The following is a 20,812-nucleotide window of genomic DNA, read 5'->3' on the forward strand; positions in this document are numbered from 1 at the left end:
TAGACCGATGTAATGGCGCCTGCAATTCGGGGTATGTGAACTGCACTATGGACTTGCCAACTACACTGTATCGTTGCAAAACCGGCGTACCTTTATCTTATGCAAAAATGGTTATTGATCGCTATGCTGTTTTTACTGTCGGCCTGCAGTGAACCGGATATCAGGTATGATGCCAGCGAGGCCCGGATTGCCCCACCGGTCAACAACAGCCTGTATGCACGGGTGAATATTGACCTGAAGGAAAAGCATTTTACAACACCACTGGGTGTAAAGGTGCATAGTTTTGGCGCGTTCGAGGTTTTTTGGGATGGTACCCGTTTAGGACAGAACGGCATACCGGGCACGCCCACACGGGCTGAGGCGCCCGGTACTGAAACCAGTTATTACCAGGTGCCCGATGCGCTTTCCGGCCTGGGCAAACATGTGGTAGAGCTGAAGGGAACGCAAGTCCATCTGAATGAAATGGGGCGTTCGGTCATGGTCAAGCCGGAAAGCTACCTGGGCTTGTTGCGCCGCCCGCTGATTGACCTGGCTTTTGTGAACCTGATGGCCGGCGCTTTTCTGATCGCTGCCTTTTATTACGTTTTTCTGTACCTGAACAGCCAGGCAAAGACCAAGACCACACTATTGTTCGCGTTGATCTGTATCCTTTTCTTTGCCCTGCTGGTTATGGAGTATATCAAGTTTACCATTGACATTCCCTATACTCGTTTTTATTGGCGATTAAGCCTGGTAGGTTGGCTTACTTTTGCCATTGCAGTACTTATTCCTTTTTATTTCATTATCCACTTTAAACTGCCCAGGCCGGCGTTGCTAACCGCCCTCCTGGCCAGCGTGCTGCTCTTTATTTACGTTTTCAATTACGGGCACTACGACCACACCGCTCATTTATACAGCCTGACCTGGTGGATCAGTTCCGTACTGGTGGTAATTTATGCATGCATCAAAAAGCGCAAAGGGAGCCTGCTGGTGCTGCAGGGACTCTTGTTATCGATGCTGATCAGCCGGTACATGTACTATGACTTTTCGCTGTACATCGCTTTTACGATCATTTTGTTATGTATCTTATACCTGCAAACCAACGCGTCCCGGCAACTGGAACTGGCGCACCGGGAATCGCAGTTATTGTCCTCCCGCCTGCAACTCGAACTGGTTAAGAAGAACATCCAGCCGCACTTTCTACGGAACACGCTGACCTCGCTGATGGATTGGATAGAAGAAACACCAGCCGAGGGCGTCAAGATGATCAAGGCGCTTTCCGGCGAATTTGACCTGATGATGGAAATGTCTGAAGCATCACTGGTGCCCATCCGGCAGGAGATCGATTTGTGTAAGCGCCATTTAGAGGTAATGCAGTTCCGCAAGGAAGTGAACTATGTATGGACGGAAGAAGGTGTTGATGAGACCGAAACCATACCGCCGGCAGTATTGCTAACCCTGGTGGAAAACGGCATCACCCATAACCTTCCCACCGAAAACAGCCTGCGTTTCCACCTGCAATTTTACCGGGCAGACGGCTTTAAACATTATGTACTGGATTGCCTGGGAAAGAGCCGCCCGGCCGGCAATACTTCAGGCGGCAATGGGTTTAAATATGTAAAAGCCAGATTAACCGAAAGCTATCGGGATAATTGGCAATTTGAAGCGGCATGCTATGATGGCGGCTGGCGTAACCAAATACAGATCGGTTTATGAACATCCTGATCATTGAAGACGAAATGCGCATTGCGCGGCGACTGGCCCGGATGACGGCTCAGTACTTTGAACAGCAATCGGCAGGCATTATGCTCTGCGACGACCTGGAGACCGGTTTAAAGCACCTGAATCAACATCCTGTGAATTTGCTGTTATTGGACCTGAACCTGAATGGTGAAGATGGCTTTCAGGTACTGGAAGCAATGGTGGCCCGTTCGTTCCAGACCATCATCGTATCTGCTTATACGGAAAAAGCCATTACCGCTTTTGCTTATGGCGTACTTGACTTTGTGCCCAAGCCTTTTGACGAAGAACGGCTTTTTCAGGCGTTTGGCAGGTTGACGGCAGCGCCGGTCCTTTCGGAAAACCAACTAAAATTCCTGGCTATTCGAAACAGCGGACTGATCCGTTTTATAGATGTTGCCGAGGTTACCTGTATAGAAGCGGCCGGCATTTACAGTGAACTGCATTTACAGAATGGTACAGTTGCACTGCACGACAAAAGCCTGGATGCGCTGGAGCGCATACTCCCGGCAAAAGATTTTGTACGCATCCATCGTTCGCACATCATTCGTTGGGCGGGCGCGGAAAAGCTGATCATTGGACCCGGCGGCAAATATGCCATGCAGCTAAAGAACGGCAACCTGTTACCAGTAGGGCGTTCACGTTATAAAGCCTTGTGCGAACGGTTAAAGGCTACCTGAAGGGGATAAGCCATATTAAGCAGCTTTTATTTTGTCGTAGAGCTGCAATACAAATTTCTTTAGAAATCCGGCATTCAAATTTGGATTGTAACCATACAGTTCATAAACGCTTATGCCCACTGGAATTGCCATACAAGGTCGGATCGTGCTAAAATAATTTTCGTCAAATAGTTTTCCGTTATCATAATAAAAAATTGACATAGAAAACATATCATTCATTATAGGACTTTGCTCCCTGGCTTTTACAGAAACTAATTTATTGTCTCTTGAATAAAAGTTAATTGTCAGCAAACTTTTGCTTTGCTTAAAAAAGCATGTAGCACTAATCCTGTTCTTTTGAACTTGAGCTGTCACTTGAATAGTGTCAAATTGAAAAGTAATTGTATTTGTATCGCTTTTGGTTGTATCTAGTTGATAAGTATAAATGTTTATTGCATTTGTCCTGGCATTTGTTTGTTGTCCGAATAAATCGGTTTGGGAAAAGAAGAGCAGTGATAGTATGATAATTGTCGTTTTACACATCTTCATTTAAGTGTTATTAAATAAGTGGCTTGATTGGTTAAAGTAGTATCAAGATGCAAAAGGCTTGAGAATTACATAAAGGCGTGTCAATAATTATAGCCATTTCTTCACCAGGGACAACCAGGGCCACTATAAAATTTCGTATATTGGTTTCTGGCACCTCAAATACAAAAAATGAAACGACTTGCTCTTTTATTCTCTCTTGTATGTTTATCCTTTTGTTTGTTTGCTCAGGTTGAATTGGAGAAAAATATCCTGCCATTAAACCTGGACGGTAGCGTATCAATTGCTCAGTTTCAACCACTGATCAACGATATGGGTGCATATAAGATAGTGGGTCTTGGCGAAGGCACTCATGGTACAAGAGAATTTGGTGAAATTCGGATCGCTCTTATAAAAGAGCTGATAGAAAAGAAAGGATTTAGGGTTATTTGTTTTGAGAACGCATTTGGCGATAGTTATTATTTTAACCAGTGGCTCAATTCAGGGGAATCCGTAAAAGAAGGGATGAAAAAATACCTGATTGCTCTTTGGCAAACCAGGGAACTGGAAGAGTTTTTTGAATGGGTAAGGACGTTTAATAAAAACAATTCCGAAAAAGTTTCTATTGCCGGAATGGATTTTAATTATCTGGCTAATATGGCAAAGGTAATTGGCAGTGAATCAAAAAAGCTACATCTGGAACAGCTGAACTTATTATCCGGAGACTTATACAAAGATGCTTTATACTTCGATTCTGTGTGGGATAATCAAATGAAAATCGAAAACAGGAATGATTTCGGCACTAAAATAAGAAGTATAAGATCAAAATTATTGCAGATTGACAGTATTATAAAAACTAATAATCTTCCTGTTTCAAATTTGCTTCAATCTGCGCTTCTAAATGGTAAATGCTGGGGTTCAGGAGGTGGCAGAGACAAGGGTATGGCTCTTATGGCTGTAAACTTAGCTGAGAATAATAAGATGATCGTTTGGGCGCATGCGGTCCATTTGGCATTACAGTCCCCTTACAAAAATAATATGGTAGGTGGTTGCGGGGGACACATAAAACAGCTGGTTACCGATTATTATGCGCTGGGGATGGGGACCGCAAATGGAAAATATGCCGGGACCAAAGACAGGTTCGATACCCGGATAAATATCATGAATACGTATAAATTGCCGGCAACTAAGAAAAACAGTTGGGATGACTATTTCGTACAAATGAATATGCCTTCGTTTTTTATCGATCTGCGTAACTCGAAAGCCGAGAATACGTCTCTGCCCCTACGCCAGGTTGGCTATGGCCCCCCTCAACGCATTTCATATACTGATGAGGTAAAATTACCCGCATTATTCGATGGCTATATTTTCATAAAAAATACCAATGCGCCGGAATATCTACGATAAAACAGGGCAACCGAAAGTAGGAGGCGACATTGTTAGTCGCTTTACAGCCTACCATTAACAATGTTGTCGAATGAGCTCGTAAAATTCAAGCGGGTCGCCCTTATCCGGAAGCCCTGCTACTTGTCCATCGCCTAACTCAATAACGACCCACTTGCCCTGATTTGTCTTGGCAATATCCATGGAAAAGAAATTGCTTTCAATGTTTTTAGCAATGCCCATGAATAGGTCTAATGGCGGATGTTCGTCTGTTGAATATTCGCCTTCTTCCCAATAGTTGTAACAATTCAGTAATTGTTTATTTAAAAAGAATAAACGGTACTCTTGTTTTAATGGCATTCCGCTTTTAGAATGAGTTGTTAAGTCATTTAATTCTATAAACTCTCTAAATACAAGCCCTTCATTAAGATCTGTATTTTGTAACGCTACAAATTTTTGAACAACGGATATTACATTGTTCTTTTCCGTTGCCGATGGAATAAAGCAAGCGGTGTCCCAGTAATGTTTTTGTGATTTTACAAAGTCTTTTACAATTAAAGGCGAATTTCCAAATATGGCAATGTTTTTAAATACCTCGTCGTAATTCACTTGAGCATTTTCGACCGTCAACCAGGTTGTTTTTGGGGTATATGCACTTATGAATTTGTAACTGTCAGGTAAATAATGGCAGTTTTGATATTCAGTTGGTGAATTTATCAGCTGAAAATTCTTTGTTAGAAGAGTGTTGTAGAGTAGTGTATATTGATTTGGCTTTAACATCCACCCCCGGTAAATTATTTTTTGCAAGGTGTTGCTGTGCTTTATCCGCCTGGTTGCATATTCAGCATCTTTGTCTTTTGTCAAACTCTCGTAACTAAAAAGCTGGGTAGTGAAACCGTTTTGTTTGGCTGAAATAAATTCGACCTCGTAGTCTGTTTCTACTGTTGGTTTATTATCAAATGGGTTGTCGCAAAAAAGTATATTCATGGTTAATCGTTGGGGCGTTTAAATTGCCACCAATAAATATTTCCGCTATTATACGCTACTTTCTGCGGGAAACCAATAGCTCTCCGATATATCAGTTTTCCTTCTTCGGGTTTTGAAATTCCTTGTCTATAGATGCGCCTTCGTCTTTTTGTTGTTGCATCCATTCCTTTAACCGGGCATTATATGCGGTTATCCTGTTAGCATAACCAGGATCGTTGGCCAGATTATGCAATTCATAAGGGTCTTTTTGCAGATCGTAAAATTCAACGGCCGGGCGGGTGGTGATCCTGGTCACTAACCGGCTGGCCTCAGGTGAAGTATTTCCCTTTTCGATCCACGAATTCCAATAGCTGTTTTTATTATTGGGTTTCATCATAAACCGGTTATAATAGTTGCTTTCAAAGGCCAGGTTCATGATCAGTTTATACCTTTTGTCCCGGATCGACCGAATGGGATAAGCAGTACCCTCCGGTATATTATTATGAACGCCGAAAGCGTACTCTCTGTTTTCTTTACGCTGACCAAGGATTACCGGTAAAAAATCTTTTCCATCAACTTTATCAGGTACCTTCCCGCCGGCAATGGCACATAGGGTAGGGGTAATATCTTCATATTGAGCAATAGCGTCTGATTCTGTTCCGGGTTTCACCACCCCTGGCCAACGGACGATCATAGCGCTTTTTTGTCCGTAATCATATAAGTTCCATTTGCCGCCGGGGAACTGAGGCCCTTGTTCTCCCAGGAAAATAAAAATGGTATTTTTCTCCTGTCCGGTTTCCTTTAATAACTGCATTATCTCGCCTACCTGATTATCCAGTCTTCTCACCTCAGCCAGGAATTTACAAAACTGGGTGCGGGTATCTTTTGTATCTACCCAATGGGGTGGCAGTTGCAGTTGATCGGCTTTAAATTCCGAAGGGTCGCCCATTGTCCATGGCATATGTGGATTAATACTCATTATGAACAGACAAAACGGACTGTTTGATTTGTCCGTTATGAAGGTATGGATACCATCCATCGAATAGTCGTCTGTTGGCGATACGCAATTGGGTTCAAACCCTTTGATGAATGTAAAAGGAAATACGGATGCCGGTTTGGTACTGTGATCTTTACCGGTCAGGGCCACTTTGTAACCCAGGTCGCCCAAATAGTGACAAACACTTTTTATACTATCATATACTCTTTTATGATTTTGATAAGAACCATGCCGCAGCGGATAAAGCCCCGTAAACAAGGAGGCCCGGGTAGGTACGCACATGGCTTCAGATGCGATCATCTGGTTAAACTTCATTCCTTCATGGGCCAAATTGTCGATATTGGTTGTTTTGATATTCTTCCCGCCATAACAGCTCAACTGGCGGGAGTCCAGGTCATCAGCCATGATAATAACCACATTCGGCCTACCGGGCCTTCTGATCTCCGTTGAATCGCTGCCCTTTGCCGGGTGAATGACCAACCCCAATTGCGTCAGCAGCGCTATCAATGGTATAAAGTGTTTTTTATTCATATAATTGGCTTCATCGATTAGAAACACAATATCGTTTGATAAAAGAGGTTGTTAGTGCCATTTTTGTAGCTTTTTGTATCAATTTTGTAGCCCCAGGTTGCCGTATTTCCCAATATGGGATAGTCGAACACTAACCGAACACTTATCGAACATTAGGCGGGGCTTTGCTGAAGGCCTTCCCTAAGTGGGAATAGGAAATAAGCAGTCCCTGGTACCGAAACTTTCCAGGTGGAATGGCCTTATACTTTTCCTGATAAGGATAAGTAATATTTTCTGGTGAAGGCGCCGCAGGCCCATGGGAAAAAGGTGGGGGTAAAGGATACTGATAACACCCTTCATTTGTTTGAAAGATAAATACCTTTGTTGCAGGCATCTCAAAAGTCTGATCCATGAAATATAACCTGTTGCCGCCATCTGTTGTAAGTACATACGCTGTTGTATACAGCGAACGGGTGCATGATGGCATCACCATCTTTAAAAACAGTCACGAAAAATGGGGCGTGTTGAAGGAATCCGCTAATGGCGAGTTTGTTATGCTGGTTGAACCGGTTTATCATTCGATCGGCTTTAACCGCGTGTTGAATTATATTGAAGCGGTGACCTATACAAACGATCATTGGATGAGTGATCAGAATAACTTTTATTTTTTTGATGTGAACGGCCAGTTAAGAGTAAGTGTGCCCGGGGTTTCCACTGTGCGGATAGATGATAGTGGCCGATTGTTGGTGCTAAAGGATAACTGCATGGGTTTGTTGGATAGCAGGGGGGAGACCCTTATCGCCGCTTCCTATGTGTCATTATTTAATTTACAGGGCGACGTATACAAAGCACAACAAGGCGGAGGCTATGGCATTATAGACGTCAACGAAAACGTCCTGCTCGATTTTAAATACAAATACATTTTCACAAACGTTAAAAACGACAGGGTTATAGTGCAGGACCTGGCTGACCGGTATTTTTCATTTCATTTTCCCTCCAACGAATTGCATGCATTGCCCTACGATCGCATATTCCTGGCTACAAGCAATACGTACATGGGCGGCAGGGCAGAGCCTGGTTTGTACAAAGCGATCAGACAATATCAGGAAACGGAGTTCGACTGGTACGATAACGGTATGAGTGAGTATAAAGGCGTATGGGGCATTATTTATCCTGATGGTACCACTAAAATTCCGTGTGAATACGCGTTTGTAGATGCCTTTGTGAACCCTCATTTTTTCAAAGTAGCTCAGGGTAACTTTACCTTCTTTTTTGATGAAACCACCGGACAATTAACCGCCACGGGAGTGAAATGGGGCGTGGTAGATGCCAACAACAAGATCGTTGTGCCGATAGAATACGACTGGGTAGCGGAAGCGGGGGGAATAGGTTGGACGGTAAATAAGGGCGGCACGGTATTCTTTAACGATGATTATGAAGAAGAACGCTGGGACGTGCGGGGTGGTAAAAATGACCAGGTCACTGCCGCAGGACCAAATTGATTGAAAATTATTGAAGTAATAAACAGCTTACAGTATATGGAAATTATAAAGGTGGGTTCACAGGCTTCCGTAAAAGGACCGGCGGATTGGTTTACCGGTGACGTACGCATCGATCCATTATTTCAGGCAAATGAGACCCGGCGAGGGGCGGCATCGAGTGTTACCTTTGAACCAGGTGCTCGTACTGCCTGGCACACACATCCTTTAGGACAAACATTAATTGTTACTGCTGGTTGTGGTTGGGTTCAAAAAGAAGGCGGCCCGGTTATAGAGGTCCATCCGGGGGATGTGGTTTGGTTTGAACCAAACGAAAAACACTGGCATGGGGCTACGTCCACTACTGCCATGACCCATATTGCCATACAGGAAAATCTAAATGGAAAGGTGGTTGAATGGATGGAAAAAGTAACGGCGGAACAATATTCCAAATAGAGCGGAAAAAGCTAGTCTGCCCGAATGCTTATTGTTGGTGATAATTCTTTATCGTAGGCGCAGTGGGCGAATAGTAAGGTGAATGTCCATAATAGTTGCTAACGCCAATACTTCCGGAAATGCTAAATGTTCTTTCGTCGTTCACATACATCACCCCCATATAAGCCGAGGAATAAGCGCCAAAGCGGTTATTGTTCATGAAAGGGCTGGCCTTGTAGCCAGGTTGAGTGAATGGACTTCCGAAATTGAAAATGGCCGGCGCCACAGAAACGCCCGCGAAGGCGTACACATTATTGTTTAACTGGCGGTTAAGCTGTAATCCCATGGGAGCTGATAAATAAGGCCCGCCACCACCATTAAAAAACATATAGCCCGCGGAAATACCAGCGTATTTAGAAAGGAACCATTTCTTTTGATGCGTATTGGAGTCGGCCACCTGGCCATAATGCCTGAAGAAGGGTTGGTTCATGGAACCAAAACCCAACGGCGCCTGGGCTTTAACTACCACAGCGGAGATCAGTATCGCGGCAAAAAGGATTGTCCGTTTCATCTCCATAAAGATAAGTCCTTTTACGGGAAGTTAAAAGCCACTACTGGTTAATGAATTGCTTTTAATACGCTTTTATACCGGGAAAGCCGGTACCGGGCAGCGCCACTGAAGTTCACATTAAAAAGATAGTTAATTTTTTGCCGGGGGTACTATCCTTTTTGCTCCTTAGTGACTAACACTTAGCTCAACTTTTAGCTACTGGCATGGGAATTAGAGGTATTGGTGTTCGCGTTTCTTAAGTTTTATAAACCCCAATAATTTTTAAATGGAACAGCAATCCGGGATCTCTGACAGCCAGGTTGTAGAGCTTTTACCAACTGCAGTATGTGTTTGCGATATGACCGGCAGTATTAAAAGATATAATGAGCAGGCTGCACAATTATGGGGCAGACGGCCTCAATTAGGGGATGCGAATGAACGCTACAGTGGTGATTATAAATTATATCATACTGATGGGACTTTTATACCGCATGATCAATACCCGGTAGCTGCCTGCCTGCAGGACGGGTTGCCTAAAAAAGACCTGGAGTTTATCCTGGAACGGCCTAACCTGTCACGAATTTTTATAAGAGTAAACATTGTTCCGGTTTTTGATGACAATGATAAACAGACAGGCGCCGTAGCTTGTTTTGAGGACCTTACCCAACAAAAAGAAGCAGAACGAGGACTGAGTAAAAAAATAGGGGAAGAAAAGTTACGCGAACTGGCTGCCTCGCTGGAGAAGCTGGTGCAAAAGAAAACCCAGGACCTGGTAAGGAAAACCGAAGAACTCAAGAAGAGTGAAGAACGGTACCATAAAATGGTAGAAGAGGTGGAAGATTATGCCATCCTGATGCTTGATAGTAATGGAACGATCATGAACTGGAATAAAGGGGCTGAAAAAATAAAAGGCTATAAAGAAGTGGAAATTATAGGCAAGAATTTTCAGGAGTTTTACCTGCCCGAAGACCGGGAAAAAGGACTGCCCATGCAACTACTGCACAGGGCCAGAAGTACAGGGAAGGCGCTGCATGAAGGCTGGCGTAAAAGAAAGAACGGCACTGTTTTTTGGGGAAGTATTGTACTTACTGCCATACACAACGATGAAGGAGTGATCATTGGGTTTACCAAAGTGACCCGCGATCTTACGGAACGAAAATTGGCCGAAGATCAAATGACAGAATACATGAGTCAACTGGAGTTTCAAAATAAGGAACTGGAACAATTTGTATATGCTGCTTCGCACGACCTGAAAGAGCCTTTGCGCAAGCTTAACCTTTATATGAATTTTATTGCCGACCAGCCTTCGAACCAGTTGGATGAAAAGTCAAGAGACTATTTAAACCGGTCATTGAAAGCGGCCGAACGAATGAAGGCCCTGATAGAGGACCTGTTGGTGTATTCCCGTTCTACAGTAAAAGCCGAGGATTATGAAGCAGTAGACCTGAATGCAATCGTAGAGGAAATAGTACAATCCCATAAAGAAGAGATCAGCGAAGAGAAAGGCAGGGTGATCGCAGAAAAGTTACCGGTTGTACAGGGCGTCCCATTCCAGTTGAAACAACTGTTTTTTAACCTGATCAACAATTCCTTTAAATACAAACATCCCGACCGGAATGTGGAGATCCATATAACCTCCGAATTAATGAAGGGGAATAAGATCCCGGCGCCTGGTGTGGAAAAACACAAACATTATTACCTGATCTCGGTTACAGATAACGGAATTGGCTTCGAACCCGAATATGCCGACCGGATCTTCGAGATCTTTCAACGGCTCAATAATTCTGTCAATACAAAAGGGTCGGGGATAGGGTTGGCCATTTGTAAAAAAATAGTACAGAATTATAAAGGGGGTATCACGGCAACGGGGGATCCAGGTAAAGGCGCCTGCTTTTCCATCTTCCTGCCAGCCGATTAAGCGGTCCGCCCGCAATAGGTCAGTAACTTTTTTGCCAGCCCGAGCAGTTCCTTCATATTATCGGGCTTTACAATGTACTCTGATGCGCCGTTATTCAGGCATTCATGCTGATGCATGTAAGCATTGGAAGTGCTTAACACCACTTTGGGGATTGTCGCGTACCTTTTTTTTGATTTCATAAAGGATAATACTTCTGAGCCTTTTAGTTCGGGCATGTTGTAATCCAGGATGATTAGGCAGGGAAGGTCATCATCCGGGGCGGAATGCAAATATTCAATGGCTGAATGGCCATTGAGGAACTTATGCAGTGTTGCTTCCGGTTCTATATTTAAAATGGCTTCTTCAATCAGTTCAATATCTTCGGCATCATCGTCTGCCATAAGTATATTTACTTTACTTTTTCCCATAGCTTTTAGAATTGTGCAATTTTAGAACCTGTATATATCTTCCTGATAAAATGGCGCCGTGTGGAATAATTTCCCCTCCATGGTTGTGCTTTACCGTTGGCATAGTTTTCTCCTACTTAATAAAACAATATACTATGACAGATAATAAGAAAAACGTAGGCAAGCAGGATGATATCAGGGTTGATGCTAATGATCCCAGTGAAGTGGAATATCTGCATCGGCAGTTTTCCGATCGATCTCATCAGGAGATCAGGGAAGCAATTGAAAAAGCGGGACCTCTACGTGCAGACATTATCGCTTACTTACAAAAGAAGAAATAACCTAGAACGTTTCTTCCACTTTGATAAAGTAATTCATAAATCGAAGGTTATTCAGTGCCTTAATGGCTGTCTGGCCTGCGGAAAATTCAATTTCAACCAGTGCTTCGCCTGTTGAAAAGCCGTTTTCAATATTGCAAATAATCTGGGCGGATGTTAAAAAGCCAAAAGGAAAAAAAAGCGCTACAACCTGGGATGTGGTGGCAAACCTGTTCAGGTTAGTTATGAGTAGATACATTATATTTTATTTACTGATTAACATATTGACCAGGTATAGTGTATGGGCAAGAGTTTTGGAAGGCAGGATATTACACAATAAAAAGCCAGTTTTCTAAAGCTACGCTTATTATTAATGGCAATCTAATTTATTATTAGTACCTTCGTAACCTTATTTTTCTCCTGCACCTGTTCTGAATCTTCACAACACTTAGTAAGGCAGATCATAAGCTGTTCCTGCTCAATTCATTCAAGATAGATCACTCCTCCCATTTTTCAATGTGGTTGAAATAATTGGGTAGTGTGTTAAACAATATTCCTGCCTAGGAGTCATTAAATTTATTATTATGGGAAGATCGCAAGACACCTTTGCAAAAAGAGAGCGCGAAAAACATCGCATAAAAAAGCAAGAGGAAAAAAAGGAAAAGATGAAGGAAAGAAAAGCTAGTGGAAAAAGCAAGAGTCTGGAAGATATGATGGCTTACCTGGATGAAAATGGCAATTTGACCAATACGCCGCCCGATCCAAAGAAAAAGAAAACGTTCCGGCAGGAAGATATGCAGGTAAGCGTACCTAAACTGGAAGACAGGCCGGTTGAGTTGCCAAGAAATGGAACTGTTGCTTTTTTCAATACCCATAAAGGGTTTGGATTTATCAATGATGCCGAAACACGGGAACGCATATTCGTGCATGTCAATGATTTGTCAGTATCGATCCAGGAAAATGATAAAGTGACATTTTTTATAGAGAGAGGCCCTAAAGGGCCACAGGCAGCCAATGTAACGCTTGTTAAATAATTGTTCTGTCTGCTAATTTTATCAACCTTTTTAAAGATCGTTCATGTTATTTTTAAAAGAGCATCTGCATAATGTTTATTACAACTGGACGATCGGGTTGAACCATTCGGTCCAGAACAATGAACCTGACCGTCGCATTTTCGACAGATTCAATGGAAACCAGGTTTTGTTCATCATCAATTACTTCGGCCAATCACTTGGCAAGCTAACAGTAAACGATGGTCGTAAAATTGAAAAACTTATCTCAACCCAGTTGCCCGGGGAAATAAAAAGCGAGTTATCGGTTTTTAACTGGTTACGAGGCATGTATTTGTATTATAGTAATTGAACTTACCCAAAAATACAATCATGAATATACACGTATACAATTTAAGTCTGAATACCATTGATCGCGATCTGCGAAGGTTATTTTCGCCATTTGGCATTGTGGTCTCTGCTGAAGTTTTAAGAGATAAGTTGAATGGGCGCTCAAGATGCAATGCAATGGTTGAAATGCCTATCGATAGTGAAGCCCGCCAGGCTATTGAATCGCTTCACCAAACGTTGTTAGATGGCAAAAAGATCTCTGTGAGCGAACATGTTGTGACGCCCAAATGGTAGTTCTGAGTTAGTATTAGCTGGTTGTCCCTTTTGAAAAAGAACCTCCACAGGAATAAAAAATGAATTATCAATTAAAAGCCGTACCTTCATTGTATTAGTTTGAGCTTCGCATCAGTAAACGTCATTAATCTGCTATTGCACTTTTATTTCCTTATTGCTTGCCTTTCTCAGATATCATTTTAAAATTTTAGTTATGAAGATTTATGTTTCAAACCTGTCATTTAATGTGCAGGATGAGGAGTTGTTGAATTTGTTTACACCTTTTGGCGCTGTTGCTTCAGCGAAGGTGATTACTGACAGGGAAACAGGTCGGTCCAGGGGTTTTGGTTTTGTAGAAATGGAAGATGATAATGCCGCCCAGGAAGCAATGCAACAGTTGGATAAGACGAGTGTTGATAACAGATCAATAGGCGTTTCAGAAGCCCGGCCTAAATCCGACAGATCATTCGGCAATAGTCCTTTTAAAAGCGATAATGGCGGCTATAACAAACGTAAATGGTAGTGAATTGATCGATAATAAAAAATTGAACCCTGACGGTACCGTCAGGGTTTTTTTATGTTCCTTAGTGCTATAAATCAACCTGATAACTATAAATTTCCCATTTCTTTTTATAGCTTAGCGGCGTAAAATCCTGTATTGATGAAAAACACGCCTGGCCGTCTGGCCATCCTGATCATTAGCCTGTTGTTTGCGTATCCGTCATGGGCGCAATATACCCCTCGTTCACCACATGTGGCAGATTCCAGCCGGAAATTCAACATAAACGATACCACCCGCAAGGATACAAGCCGGTTTAGAAGGAACAGCGTTTTGAGAGACCTGTTTGCCGATTCGGCCAAACTCACCACAAGCGATTTTCAATTACAGATTGAAAAAACTTACCTGATCCTGAACAATGTCAGGAATAAAAGTGAATTGGGCCTTCCGGTTAAATTGTTAAGATCACGGCTGGCCGATACCGACTCTATGCTGGCGGTATTAAAAGATAATGTGCTCAACAACAGCGCCGCCCTTAACCTGCGCAATTTGCAGGTGTTCAAGACCCTGTTGATAAATATACAGGCCAGTTGTAGAGAAGACCGCCAGTTGCTGGATAGTACCGAAGGTAAACTGGTTGACCTGCGTAACAGCATGAAAACCCTGGTAGGGGACACCGTAATGCGGCAAATGTGGCGCGATTCGGTTTTGCGCGCGCAGTTTCAACCTCAGTTAAAAGGTATGAGGGAATTATTCAGTGGTTCTACTCAAAAATTACGCGGCAGTCTGGCAGCGATCAATTTGTTGCAAACACATGTTTCTTCCAACTCACTTACTTCTTCCCAATTGCTCGATAAGGTAAATACCTTGTTGAATACCTCTACTGCCCGCATATTTGGAAAGGAATACAATTACCTGTGGGAAAAAGATACCACCACGCTTTCCAGTACGGCCCGCAACTCAATGGGCAAAGCGTACGATGGCGAGCGTAAGGCATTACATTATTATTTTAAGGACAGTGGCCATAAGCGATTGTTCCTGCTGCTAATAGGTTTGTTGTTCTTTATCTGGCTCTATCGCAACATCAGAACACTGAAGCGGATGAATGCGATGGACAATATCGGTTATCTCGAATTCGAGTACCTGCCGCATAATTATATCGTTGCTGCTTTTATTATGATGTTTGCAGTAGCGCCCCTGTTCGATCTGCATGCACCTTCAGTTTATATTGAATCCATGCAATTTTTGATGCTGGTTATACTCACCATTATCTGCTGGAAAAAATGGCCCCGCCGTTTATTCCTTTACTGGATAGTGATGGTAGTACTGTACATCTGTTTTTCCTTCACCCATCATATGGCTGATCCCGGTTTGGGGCAACGCACCTGGTTAATATTACTGAATATATTATCTGTAGTGTTTGGTATGCTGTTCCTTTCCCAAATACAACAGAACCTGCCCATGCGCGGCTTTTTGAAGTTTGTGATCAATCTGCATAATATCCTGAACCTGGTGAGTGTGATCTGCAATATGGCTGGCCGGGTTTCCCTGGCCCAGATCCTGGGCAGCGCCGCCATCTTTGCCTTTACGCAGGCCATCGGTTTGGCTGTATTCAGTAAAATATGCATGGAAGCCATTCTGCAACAGATTGTGGCCAGCCGCTTACGCCGTAATGTACAAACGCGGTTGAATTACCTGCCATTGCTCTCCGGTTTCCGCCGGCCCATTCTGTTCCTGACTGTGGTGCTGTGGCTGATCGTATTTACTACCAACCTGAATATCTATACATCGGTACTGGATGCCCTGAGTGTGTTCCTCACCACGCCGCGTACTATTGGCAGTGCGGCCTTTACATTAGGCGGGGTGTTGTTATTTTTCTTTATTATCTGGCTGGCGCACCTGCTGCAGAAATACGTAGGTTTCTTTTTTGGTGACACTGGTGGTGGGGAAGATGATGAAATGCACAACAAAGGACAACGTTCCCGGTTACTGATAGCACGGCTTATTTTATTATGTGTGGGCTACCTGCTGGCAGTAGCAGCCTCTGGTGTGCCGGTTGATAAGATCACTATTGTATTGGGCGCCCTGGGTGTAGGTATTGGTTTGGGTTTGCAGAATATTGTAAACAACTTTGTGTCTGGTATTATCCTCATCTTCGACCGGCCACTCCAAATTGGCGATGTGGTGGAAATTGGCGATAAACAGGGCCGCGTACGGGAAATTGGTTTACGGTCGAGCACCCTGATGACCAGCGATGGCGCCGAAGTGATCATTCCCAATGGGGATGTGTTATCGCAACAGATCACCAACTGGACGCTAAGCAATACCCAGCAACGAATTCAGTTAAACCTGAGCGTTACAGGCAATAATGATATGGAGGTAGTTACAAACACCGTTAAAAAAGCCATACTGGCTTCAGGGTTTGTATATGAGAACCGCGAACCGTCGGTGTTGTTCACCAAAGTGCGCGATAATGGTTTTGACCTCACGGTTTATTTCTGGTGCGTTGACATTAGTAAGGCCGGGGAAGCAAAGAGCGCTATTAATTTGTTATTGTATCAACACCTGAAGGCACAGGGAATACAAATGGCATAAGATCGCAATTATTATAAATAAAAGCATCGTTCTGGTTCTGCCGGAACGATGCTTTTTATTTTTATAATGAATTACAGGCTAAGATGTAGCTTAACCATTTCGCGAAGTACTTTTATTGAAAATGGTTTTTCGAGCGAATCATTGGCGCCAGCAGCCTTTGCCAGGTTTTTAATATAAGGACTGGCCGACAAGATAATTACAGGAATATGACCAGTACTTTGGCCGGATTTTAAGAATCTGCAAATGTCAAGTCCATCCACCCCTGAAATTTGTTTATCCAGAATATACAGGTCTGGGATCTCTGTCTGATTTTCCAGTATCGCATTGCCATTGGAATAGGTGACCAAATTATATTCATCGGGATCAAATATCAATTTCAGTGCATCTAGGGTATCAGGATCATCATCCACAAGAATTATCCGTTTCATAAAGAGCATGTTAAATACCAGGGAGCGTAAAAGTAAAAATGCTCCCTGCTCGTTCTTTACTTTGGACAGAAATTGTGCCACAGTGTCTTTCAACGATTGCTGCACTGATATACAGCCCTAACCCCATACCGGGATGTTCCCATTTGTGTGTGCGAAACCCTGAAAAAGCGTTTAAATACATCGCGGATCATGTTATCAGGAATGCCACGGCCATTATCCTTTACGCTCACACTAATGCCGGTTTCCACACCACCAGCCGATGCCCCATGACAATGATGTTTCTCTTTTTCATTTTTTTTTAAACGGCATATTTCCTTTCAATGGCCTTGCCTACCTTTTCAATTAGTTCCTGAGGCCGGTCTTCATTAATTGTCCATTCGCCGTTATTATGAGATACATGCCCAAATGAAGCATCATTTAAGACTACATGAAAGGATACAGGAAAACCATCTTTGTTGAATTTATCAGATGGGTTTACCCAACCCGTATACTTTTTACCATCTGCTTCAAAAGCAATGTTGAATATCTTGTCTTCTGCGGTCATAGCGGAGAGTGTTTAATAGATAGCTGAAATATTTGTACCATGCCTGGGCAATTATACCCGCATCCTGGGGAATCAATAATAAAGTACAATCTTCTGTTCTATAATTAATTACCTGCTTGTGCCAATTACGTGTGGGCACAACATTTTGTATGGGTTATTAATATTTATAAATGCTAAAACCTAACGAATATGCCTGCAACAACTAAGTCACGCAACACGAAAAAGAAAACAGGTGTAACAGCCACCGCAAAAGGTAATACCCAACTACAGGATTTTTTTATGGAATCCCTGAAAGATATTTACTGGGCCGAAAAGCGGCTTACCAAAGCATTGCCCAAGCTGCAAAAAGCAGCCACTACGCAGGAATTAAAAGCGGCCATTGAAGAGCACCTGGGCCAAACCCAGGAACATGTTGCCCGTATTGAAGAAGCCTTTGAAATGATGGGTAAAAAAGCCCAGGCCAAAAAATGCGAAGCCATGGAAGGTTTGGTAAAGGAGGGTGAAAGCATTTTGGAAGAAACTGAAAAAGGGTCCATGACACGCGATGCCGGTATCATTGCCGCTGCACAAAAAGTAGAGCATTATGAAATTGCTACCTATGGTACGTTGGTAACACTCGCAAAAACCATGGGGCAGGATGATGTGGCCGAGTTGCTGGCGCAAACGCTGGAAGAAGAAAAACAAACTGATGAAACGCTTACCTCCATTGCGGAAGGCGGTATAAACTGGTCGGCTGAAGAAGAAGAAGAGGAAGAATAAAGATTTTTTTACTGATGAGCATTGTTGGATTGTAGAGTCCCGGCGGGAGCGCCGGGACTCTTTTGGGTTGTTGTAAATCCTTTCATATGCGACGGTTCATTCATAACAACAGTTTGTCTATCGTTTTCCTGCTGCTCTTTATAGTTAGTCTCCTTGGGCAGACTTTTACCGGCATAATAGAATATAATAAAGAGCAGCAGGAGGAAGGTCAGCCTACTGTTACCCTGTCAAAATATCTTACCTCCGGACACTTCCTGGAAGCTACATTTGAAAACTGGGAAAGTGAGTTTTTGCAAATGGCTTTTTTTGTGGTATTTACCATCTGGCTGTATCAAAAAGGATCATCTGAATCGAAGAGGTTTGAGGAAGGGGAGGAAGTGGACCGCGAGCCGGACCCCAATCGGAAAGGAGCGCCCTGGCCGGTACGCAAAGGTGGCTGGGTGCTGGTTATCTATAAGCATTCTCTTACTATTGCGTTGTTATTACTCTTTCTGTTTTCTTTTGTCCTGCATTTGTATGGAAGTTTTAAAGACGAAAATGAACAACTGACACAAAAGGGCCTGCCGTTGTGGTCGTTTGGTAAATATATAGGCAGTACCCGTTTCTGGTTCGAATCGTTCCAGAACTGGCAAAGTGAGTTTTTATCGGTGTTTGCCATCATTGCGTTGTCCATATATCTTAGGCAGAAAGGATCTCCGCAGTCGAAACCGGTTGATGCCCCCTGCAGTGAAACGGAGGAGTAGTTACTTTAGAACAGTTGCCAGTTTTTGCAATACAGCTTGTGTATAATGTAGCTGCGCTTCCGGTGGGTTCTTGTCATTACTACGTAACATTCCCTTCAGTAGTATTTTTTCTTTATATGTAATGGCGAAGTAAGCAAACTGTTTATTATCCGATTCCGGTACCGGGGTGGCGTAACCGGTAATGCCTATGCCCCAATGCGCGCCAAAGATGCGGCACACCTGTAGCGCCATTTGTTCGGCCACCGATGGTGAAACACAGTTGACCGCCATGGCATGGATCGGTTCTACCTGTAAATGTTTGAACTTTTGCGCTACATTATAAGCAGTGAGCCCACCCTGGTAGAAATCCGTGGCGTCCGGAATATTGGAGAAGGCATACTGTAATAAACCTGCCGTCACACTTTCTGCCACCGCAATCGTTTCTTTTTTACGCTTTAGGTATTTACCAATTCTAATAAGCTGGTTTTTATCAAACAGTTCCATATTCAATCGCTCACAAAAACATTGCCTTTGCTTATATGCCGGGTTGTAGACATTCATCTACACTCCTGACTGGTAATGAAATTGATGGAATCATGATAATTATTAATCCTTTAAATTATTTTTTATGGCTAAATATTCAAGAGGTGCAGGTAAAAAAGTTAAAAAGGCCATGCATGAGATGAAAGAAGGTAAATTGAAAAGCGGCCGGAGTGGCAGAAAAGTTAAAAGCCGTAAACAGGCCATTGCCATAGGGTTGTCTGAAGCCCGGGAAGAAGGCGCCAAAGTGCCTAAAAAGAAATCAGCTACAAAAAAGCGGGCAACGAAAAAAAGCGCCACTAAAAAAAGTGCAGTCAAAAAAAGAGCTACTACCGCCAAAAAGAAATCTACCAGCAGAAAAAGGACAACCAGGAAGAGATCAACAAGTCATTAACTAATAGGTTCCTGGCGCTTCGATGAGTCGCAGCGCCTGAGGTAGGAAGTCGGAGGTACGAAGTGCGAAATTCTCATGAACAATAAGTTACTGCGTTTAATAAACAATGCCGAAGGAGGAAGCATGATGTAGGAAATACGAGTTCTTCATACTTCTTACATCCTACTTCTTACTTCATATTCAAACCCGCCAATAGCGAACAAGCTCTTAGAGGTCTTGATCTTATAAAAGAAATCCTGGCGCAAGCGTCCGCTTGTGCCAAATTGGAAATTGCAACTTGTCAAAGCCCACTGCCGACTGCCGAAAAGACTTGACCTGTGATCGCTTAAGCTCACTAATAGTGCGGGACCCGATGGCGAACCTTACAGGTCTTTTTTTACTCCTTGCCTTTTCTTATCATCTTAAACGCTTTTTCAGCATCAACAGTTCCCAGACAGCTGAATACTTTTCCGTCTACTTTATTGTAATTAATAAAAAACTCTTCAATTTGTTTATGGTGTTCTTTACCCAGTTGATCTATTGTGTCAATGGTTGAATAGGTAATGGAGCCTGCCGGTACACAGAAATACCGGTCATTGCGAATCGCTTTTTTACCTTCCTTTCCCTGTACGGCTTTTAATGCCCCAATAATCCGGCACGTAAGATGTGCACCAGTAAAACTGGCAAATTCTGACAATACCAATGCATCCAACGGGTCGCCATCTTCACCAAGGGTACCGGGTATAAAGCCAAAGTCATAAGGGAACACCATGCCTAGCGGCAACAACCGTTTCAGGATAAAGATCTTTTGTTTTGGGTCATATTTATACTTTGCTTGTGTGGCCCTTGGTGATTCAATAACAACTTCAATGGTTTGCATATACCCTTTTACAAAT

The 20,812-nt window shown here is 43.0% G+C and carries 27 protein-coding genes; 15 read left to right on the forward strand and 12 right to left on the reverse strand.

What is annotated here, in order from left to right; genetic code table 11:
- Positions 1-99 precede the first annotated feature (99 nt).
- Positions 100-1,695, forward strand: a complete 1,596-nt coding sequence (locus tag J7I42_RS28855) for a sensor histidine kinase (protein ID WP_209142788.1) — start codon at positions 100-102, stop codon at positions 1,693-1,695.
- The gene (locus J7I42_RS28860) at positions 1,692-2,399 is read left to right on the forward strand and encodes a LytR/AlgR family response regulator transcription factor (RefSeq protein WP_209142790.1); all 708 of its coding nucleotides are present in this window, start codon (positions 1,692-1,694) and stop codon (positions 2,397-2,399) included. Before J7I42_RS28855 ends, J7I42_RS28860 begins: the two co-directional genes overlap by 4 nt.
- Positions 2,400-2,414: 15 nt before the next feature.
- Here the strand turns inward: J7I42_RS28860 and J7I42_RS28865 are convergent, their stop codons facing one another.
- Positions 2,415-2,927: a hypothetical protein gene (locus J7I42_RS28865; protein ID WP_209142792.1), complete on the reverse strand. Its 513-nt coding sequence runs from the start codon at positions 2,925-2,927 to the stop codon at positions 2,415-2,417.
- 168 nt (positions 2,928-3,095) lie between these two features.
- Here J7I42_RS28865 and J7I42_RS28870 point away from each other — a divergent pair, with 168 nt between their 5' ends.
- Positions 3,096-4,310: an erythromycin esterase family protein gene (locus J7I42_RS28870; protein WP_209142794.1), complete on the forward strand. Its 1,215-nt coding sequence runs from the start codon at positions 3,096-3,098 to the stop codon at positions 4,308-4,310.
- 54 nt (positions 4,311-4,364) lie between these two features.
- On the opposite strand, the gene J7I42_RS28875 is transcribed toward J7I42_RS28870, so the two are convergent.
- Positions 4,365-5,273 (reverse strand): ATP-grasp domain-containing protein, encoded by a 909-nt coding sequence (locus tag J7I42_RS28875; RefSeq protein WP_209142796.1) that lies wholly within the window; start codon positions 5,271-5,273, stop codon positions 4,365-4,367.
- 91 nt (positions 5,274-5,364) lie between these two features.
- Complete coding sequence (locus J7I42_RS28880) at positions 5,365-6,780, reverse strand: sulfatase family protein (protein ID WP_209142798.1); 1,416 nt, start codon at positions 6,778-6,780, stop codon at positions 5,365-5,367.
- A gap of 389 nt (positions 6,781-7,169) precedes the next feature.
- Here J7I42_RS28880 and J7I42_RS28885 point away from each other — a divergent pair, with 389 nt between their 5' ends.
- Together J7I42_RS28885 and J7I42_RS28890 are read left to right on the forward strand one after the other, a co-directional pair.
- A complete protein-coding gene (locus J7I42_RS28885) occupies positions 7,170-8,261 on the forward strand; it encodes a WG repeat-containing protein (RefSeq protein ID WP_209142800.1) in 1,092 nt (363 codons plus the stop codon).
- Between the two features lie 36 nt (positions 8,262-8,297).
- Positions 8,298-8,693, forward strand: coding sequence for a (R)-mandelonitrile lyase (locus J7I42_RS28890; protein ID WP_209142802.1), 396 nt, complete (start codon positions 8,298-8,300; stop codon positions 8,691-8,693).
- A 28-nt stretch (positions 8,694-8,721) separates the two neighbouring features.
- Here the strand turns inward: J7I42_RS28890 and J7I42_RS28895 are convergent, their stop codons facing one another.
- On the reverse strand, positions 8,722-9,243 hold the full coding sequence (locus J7I42_RS28895; RefSeq protein ID WP_209142804.1) for a hypothetical protein: 522 nt from the start codon (positions 9,241-9,243) through the stop codon (positions 8,722-8,724).
- Between the two features lie 265 nt (positions 9,244-9,508).
- On the opposite strand from J7I42_RS28895, the gene J7I42_RS28900 reads away from it, so the two are divergent.
- Positions 9,509-11,140, forward strand: a complete 1,632-nt coding sequence (locus J7I42_RS28900) for a PAS domain S-box protein (protein ID WP_209142806.1) — start codon at positions 9,509-9,511, stop codon at positions 11,138-11,140.
- Here J7I42_RS28900 and J7I42_RS28905 read toward each other — a convergent pair.
- Positions 11,137-11,547 carry a response regulator gene (locus J7I42_RS28905; RefSeq protein ID WP_209142808.1) on the reverse strand — a complete coding sequence of 137 codons (411 nt, stop codon included), beginning with the start codon at positions 11,545-11,547 and terminating at the stop codon, positions 11,137-11,139. The genes J7I42_RS28900 and J7I42_RS28905 overlap by 4 nt on opposite strands.
- A gap of 134 nt (positions 11,548-11,681) precedes the next feature.
- Between J7I42_RS28905 and J7I42_RS28910 the strand changes: the two genes are divergently transcribed.
- Positions 11,682-11,867, forward strand: coding sequence for a DUF3606 domain-containing protein (locus J7I42_RS28910; protein WP_209142810.1), 186 nt, complete (start codon positions 11,682-11,684; stop codon positions 11,865-11,867).
- A gap of 1 nt (position 11,868) precedes the next feature.
- Here the strand turns inward: J7I42_RS28910 and J7I42_RS28915 are convergent, their stop codons facing one another.
- A complete protein-coding gene (locus J7I42_RS28915; protein WP_209142812.1) occupies positions 11,869-12,102 on the reverse strand; it encodes an RNA recognition motif domain-containing protein in 234 nt (77 codons plus the stop codon).
- A gap of 325 nt (positions 12,103-12,427) precedes the next feature.
- On the opposite strand from J7I42_RS28915, the gene J7I42_RS35650 reads away from it, so the two are divergent.
- The 5 genes from J7I42_RS35650 to J7I42_RS28940 all read left to right on the forward strand — a co-directional run bounded on the left by J7I42_RS35650 (position 12,428) and on the right by J7I42_RS28940 (position 16,550).
- Positions 12,428-12,877, forward strand: coding sequence for a cold shock domain-containing protein (locus J7I42_RS35650; protein ID WP_317196270.1), 450 nt, complete (start codon positions 12,428-12,430; stop codon positions 12,875-12,877).
- Positions 12,878-12,920: 43 nt separating this feature from the next.
- Complete coding sequence (locus J7I42_RS28925) at positions 12,921-13,205, forward strand: hypothetical protein (RefSeq protein WP_209142814.1); 285 nt, start codon at positions 12,921-12,923, stop codon at positions 13,203-13,205.
- A 20-nt stretch (positions 13,206-13,225) separates the two neighbouring features.
- On the forward strand, positions 13,226-13,477 hold the full coding sequence (locus tag J7I42_RS28930; protein ID WP_209142816.1) for an RNA recognition motif domain-containing protein: 252 nt from the start codon (positions 13,226-13,228) through the stop codon (positions 13,475-13,477).
- A gap of 193 nt (positions 13,478-13,670) precedes the next feature.
- Positions 13,671-13,979 carry an RNA recognition motif domain-containing protein gene (locus J7I42_RS28935; protein WP_209142818.1) on the forward strand — a complete coding sequence of 103 codons (309 nt, stop codon included), beginning with the start codon at positions 13,671-13,673 and terminating at the stop codon, positions 13,977-13,979.
- A gap of 138 nt (positions 13,980-14,117) precedes the next feature.
- Entirely contained in the window at positions 14,118-16,550 is a 2,433-nt protein-coding gene (locus tag J7I42_RS28940) for a mechanosensitive ion channel family protein (RefSeq protein WP_209142821.1), read from the forward strand.
- Between the two features lie 71 nt (positions 16,551-16,621).
- Here J7I42_RS28940 and J7I42_RS28945 read toward each other — a convergent pair whose 3' ends face one another.
- The 4 genes from J7I42_RS28945 to J7I42_RS28955 are packed head-to-tail and all read right to left on the reverse strand — an operon-like array spanning position 16,622 to position 17,522.
- Complete coding sequence (locus tag J7I42_RS28945; RefSeq protein ID WP_209142823.1) at positions 16,622-16,978, reverse strand: response regulator; 357 nt, start codon at positions 16,976-16,978, stop codon at positions 16,622-16,624.
- 10 nt (positions 16,979-16,988) lie between these two features.
- Positions 16,989-17,105 carry an ATP-binding protein gene (locus tag J7I42_RS35770; protein ID WP_378572840.1) on the reverse strand — a complete coding sequence of 39 codons (117 nt, stop codon included), beginning with the start codon at positions 17,103-17,105 and terminating at the stop codon, positions 16,989-16,991.
- Positions 17,068-17,226, reverse strand: a complete 159-nt coding sequence (locus J7I42_RS35775) for an ATP-binding protein (RefSeq protein ID WP_378572843.1) — start codon at positions 17,224-17,226, stop codon at positions 17,068-17,070. The genes J7I42_RS35770 and J7I42_RS35775 overlap by 38 nt, the downstream gene beginning before the upstream one ends.
- 50 nt (positions 17,227-17,276) lie before the next feature.
- Complete coding sequence (locus J7I42_RS28955; protein ID WP_209142827.1) at positions 17,277-17,522, reverse strand: hypothetical protein; 246 nt, start codon at positions 17,520-17,522, stop codon at positions 17,277-17,279.
- 189 nt (positions 17,523-17,711) lie between these two features.
- Here J7I42_RS28955 and J7I42_RS28960 point away from each other — a divergent pair, with 189 nt between their 5' ends.
- Both J7I42_RS28960 and J7I42_RS28965 read left to right on the forward strand, forming a co-directional pair.
- Complete coding sequence (locus tag J7I42_RS28960) at positions 17,712-18,281, forward strand: YciE/YciF ferroxidase family protein (RefSeq protein ID WP_209142829.1); 570 nt, start codon at positions 17,712-17,714, stop codon at positions 18,279-18,281.
- 86 nt (positions 18,282-18,367) lie between these two features.
- The gene (locus J7I42_RS28965) at positions 18,368-19,024 is read left to right on the forward strand and encodes a DUF6766 family protein (RefSeq protein WP_209142831.1); all 657 of its coding nucleotides are present in this window, start codon (positions 18,368-18,370) and stop codon (positions 19,022-19,024) included.
- Here the strand turns inward: J7I42_RS28965 and J7I42_RS28970 are convergent, their stop codons facing one another.
- Positions 19,025-19,507, reverse strand: a complete 483-nt coding sequence (locus J7I42_RS28970; RefSeq protein WP_209142833.1) for a CinA family protein — start codon at positions 19,505-19,507, stop codon at positions 19,025-19,027.
- A 124-nt stretch (positions 19,508-19,631) separates the two neighbouring features.
- Between J7I42_RS28970 and J7I42_RS28975 the strand changes: the two genes are divergently transcribed.
- Positions 19,632-19,937, forward strand: a complete 306-nt coding sequence (locus tag J7I42_RS28975) for a DUF6496 domain-containing protein (protein WP_209142835.1) — start codon at positions 19,632-19,634, stop codon at positions 19,935-19,937.
- Positions 19,938-20,313: 376 nt separating this feature from the next.
- On the opposite strand, the gene J7I42_RS28980 is transcribed toward J7I42_RS28975, so the two are convergent.
- On the reverse strand, positions 20,314-20,796 hold the full coding sequence (locus tag J7I42_RS28980) for an inorganic diphosphatase (protein ID WP_209142837.1): 483 nt from the start codon (positions 20,794-20,796) through the stop codon (positions 20,314-20,316).
- Between the last annotated feature and the right edge of the window lie 16 nt (positions 20,797-20,812).

Origin of the sequence: Niastella soli (genome assembly GCF_017742245.1) — a bacterium.
GTDB lineage: Bacteria > Bacteroidota > Bacteroidia > Chitinophagales > Chitinophagaceae > Niastella > Niastella soli.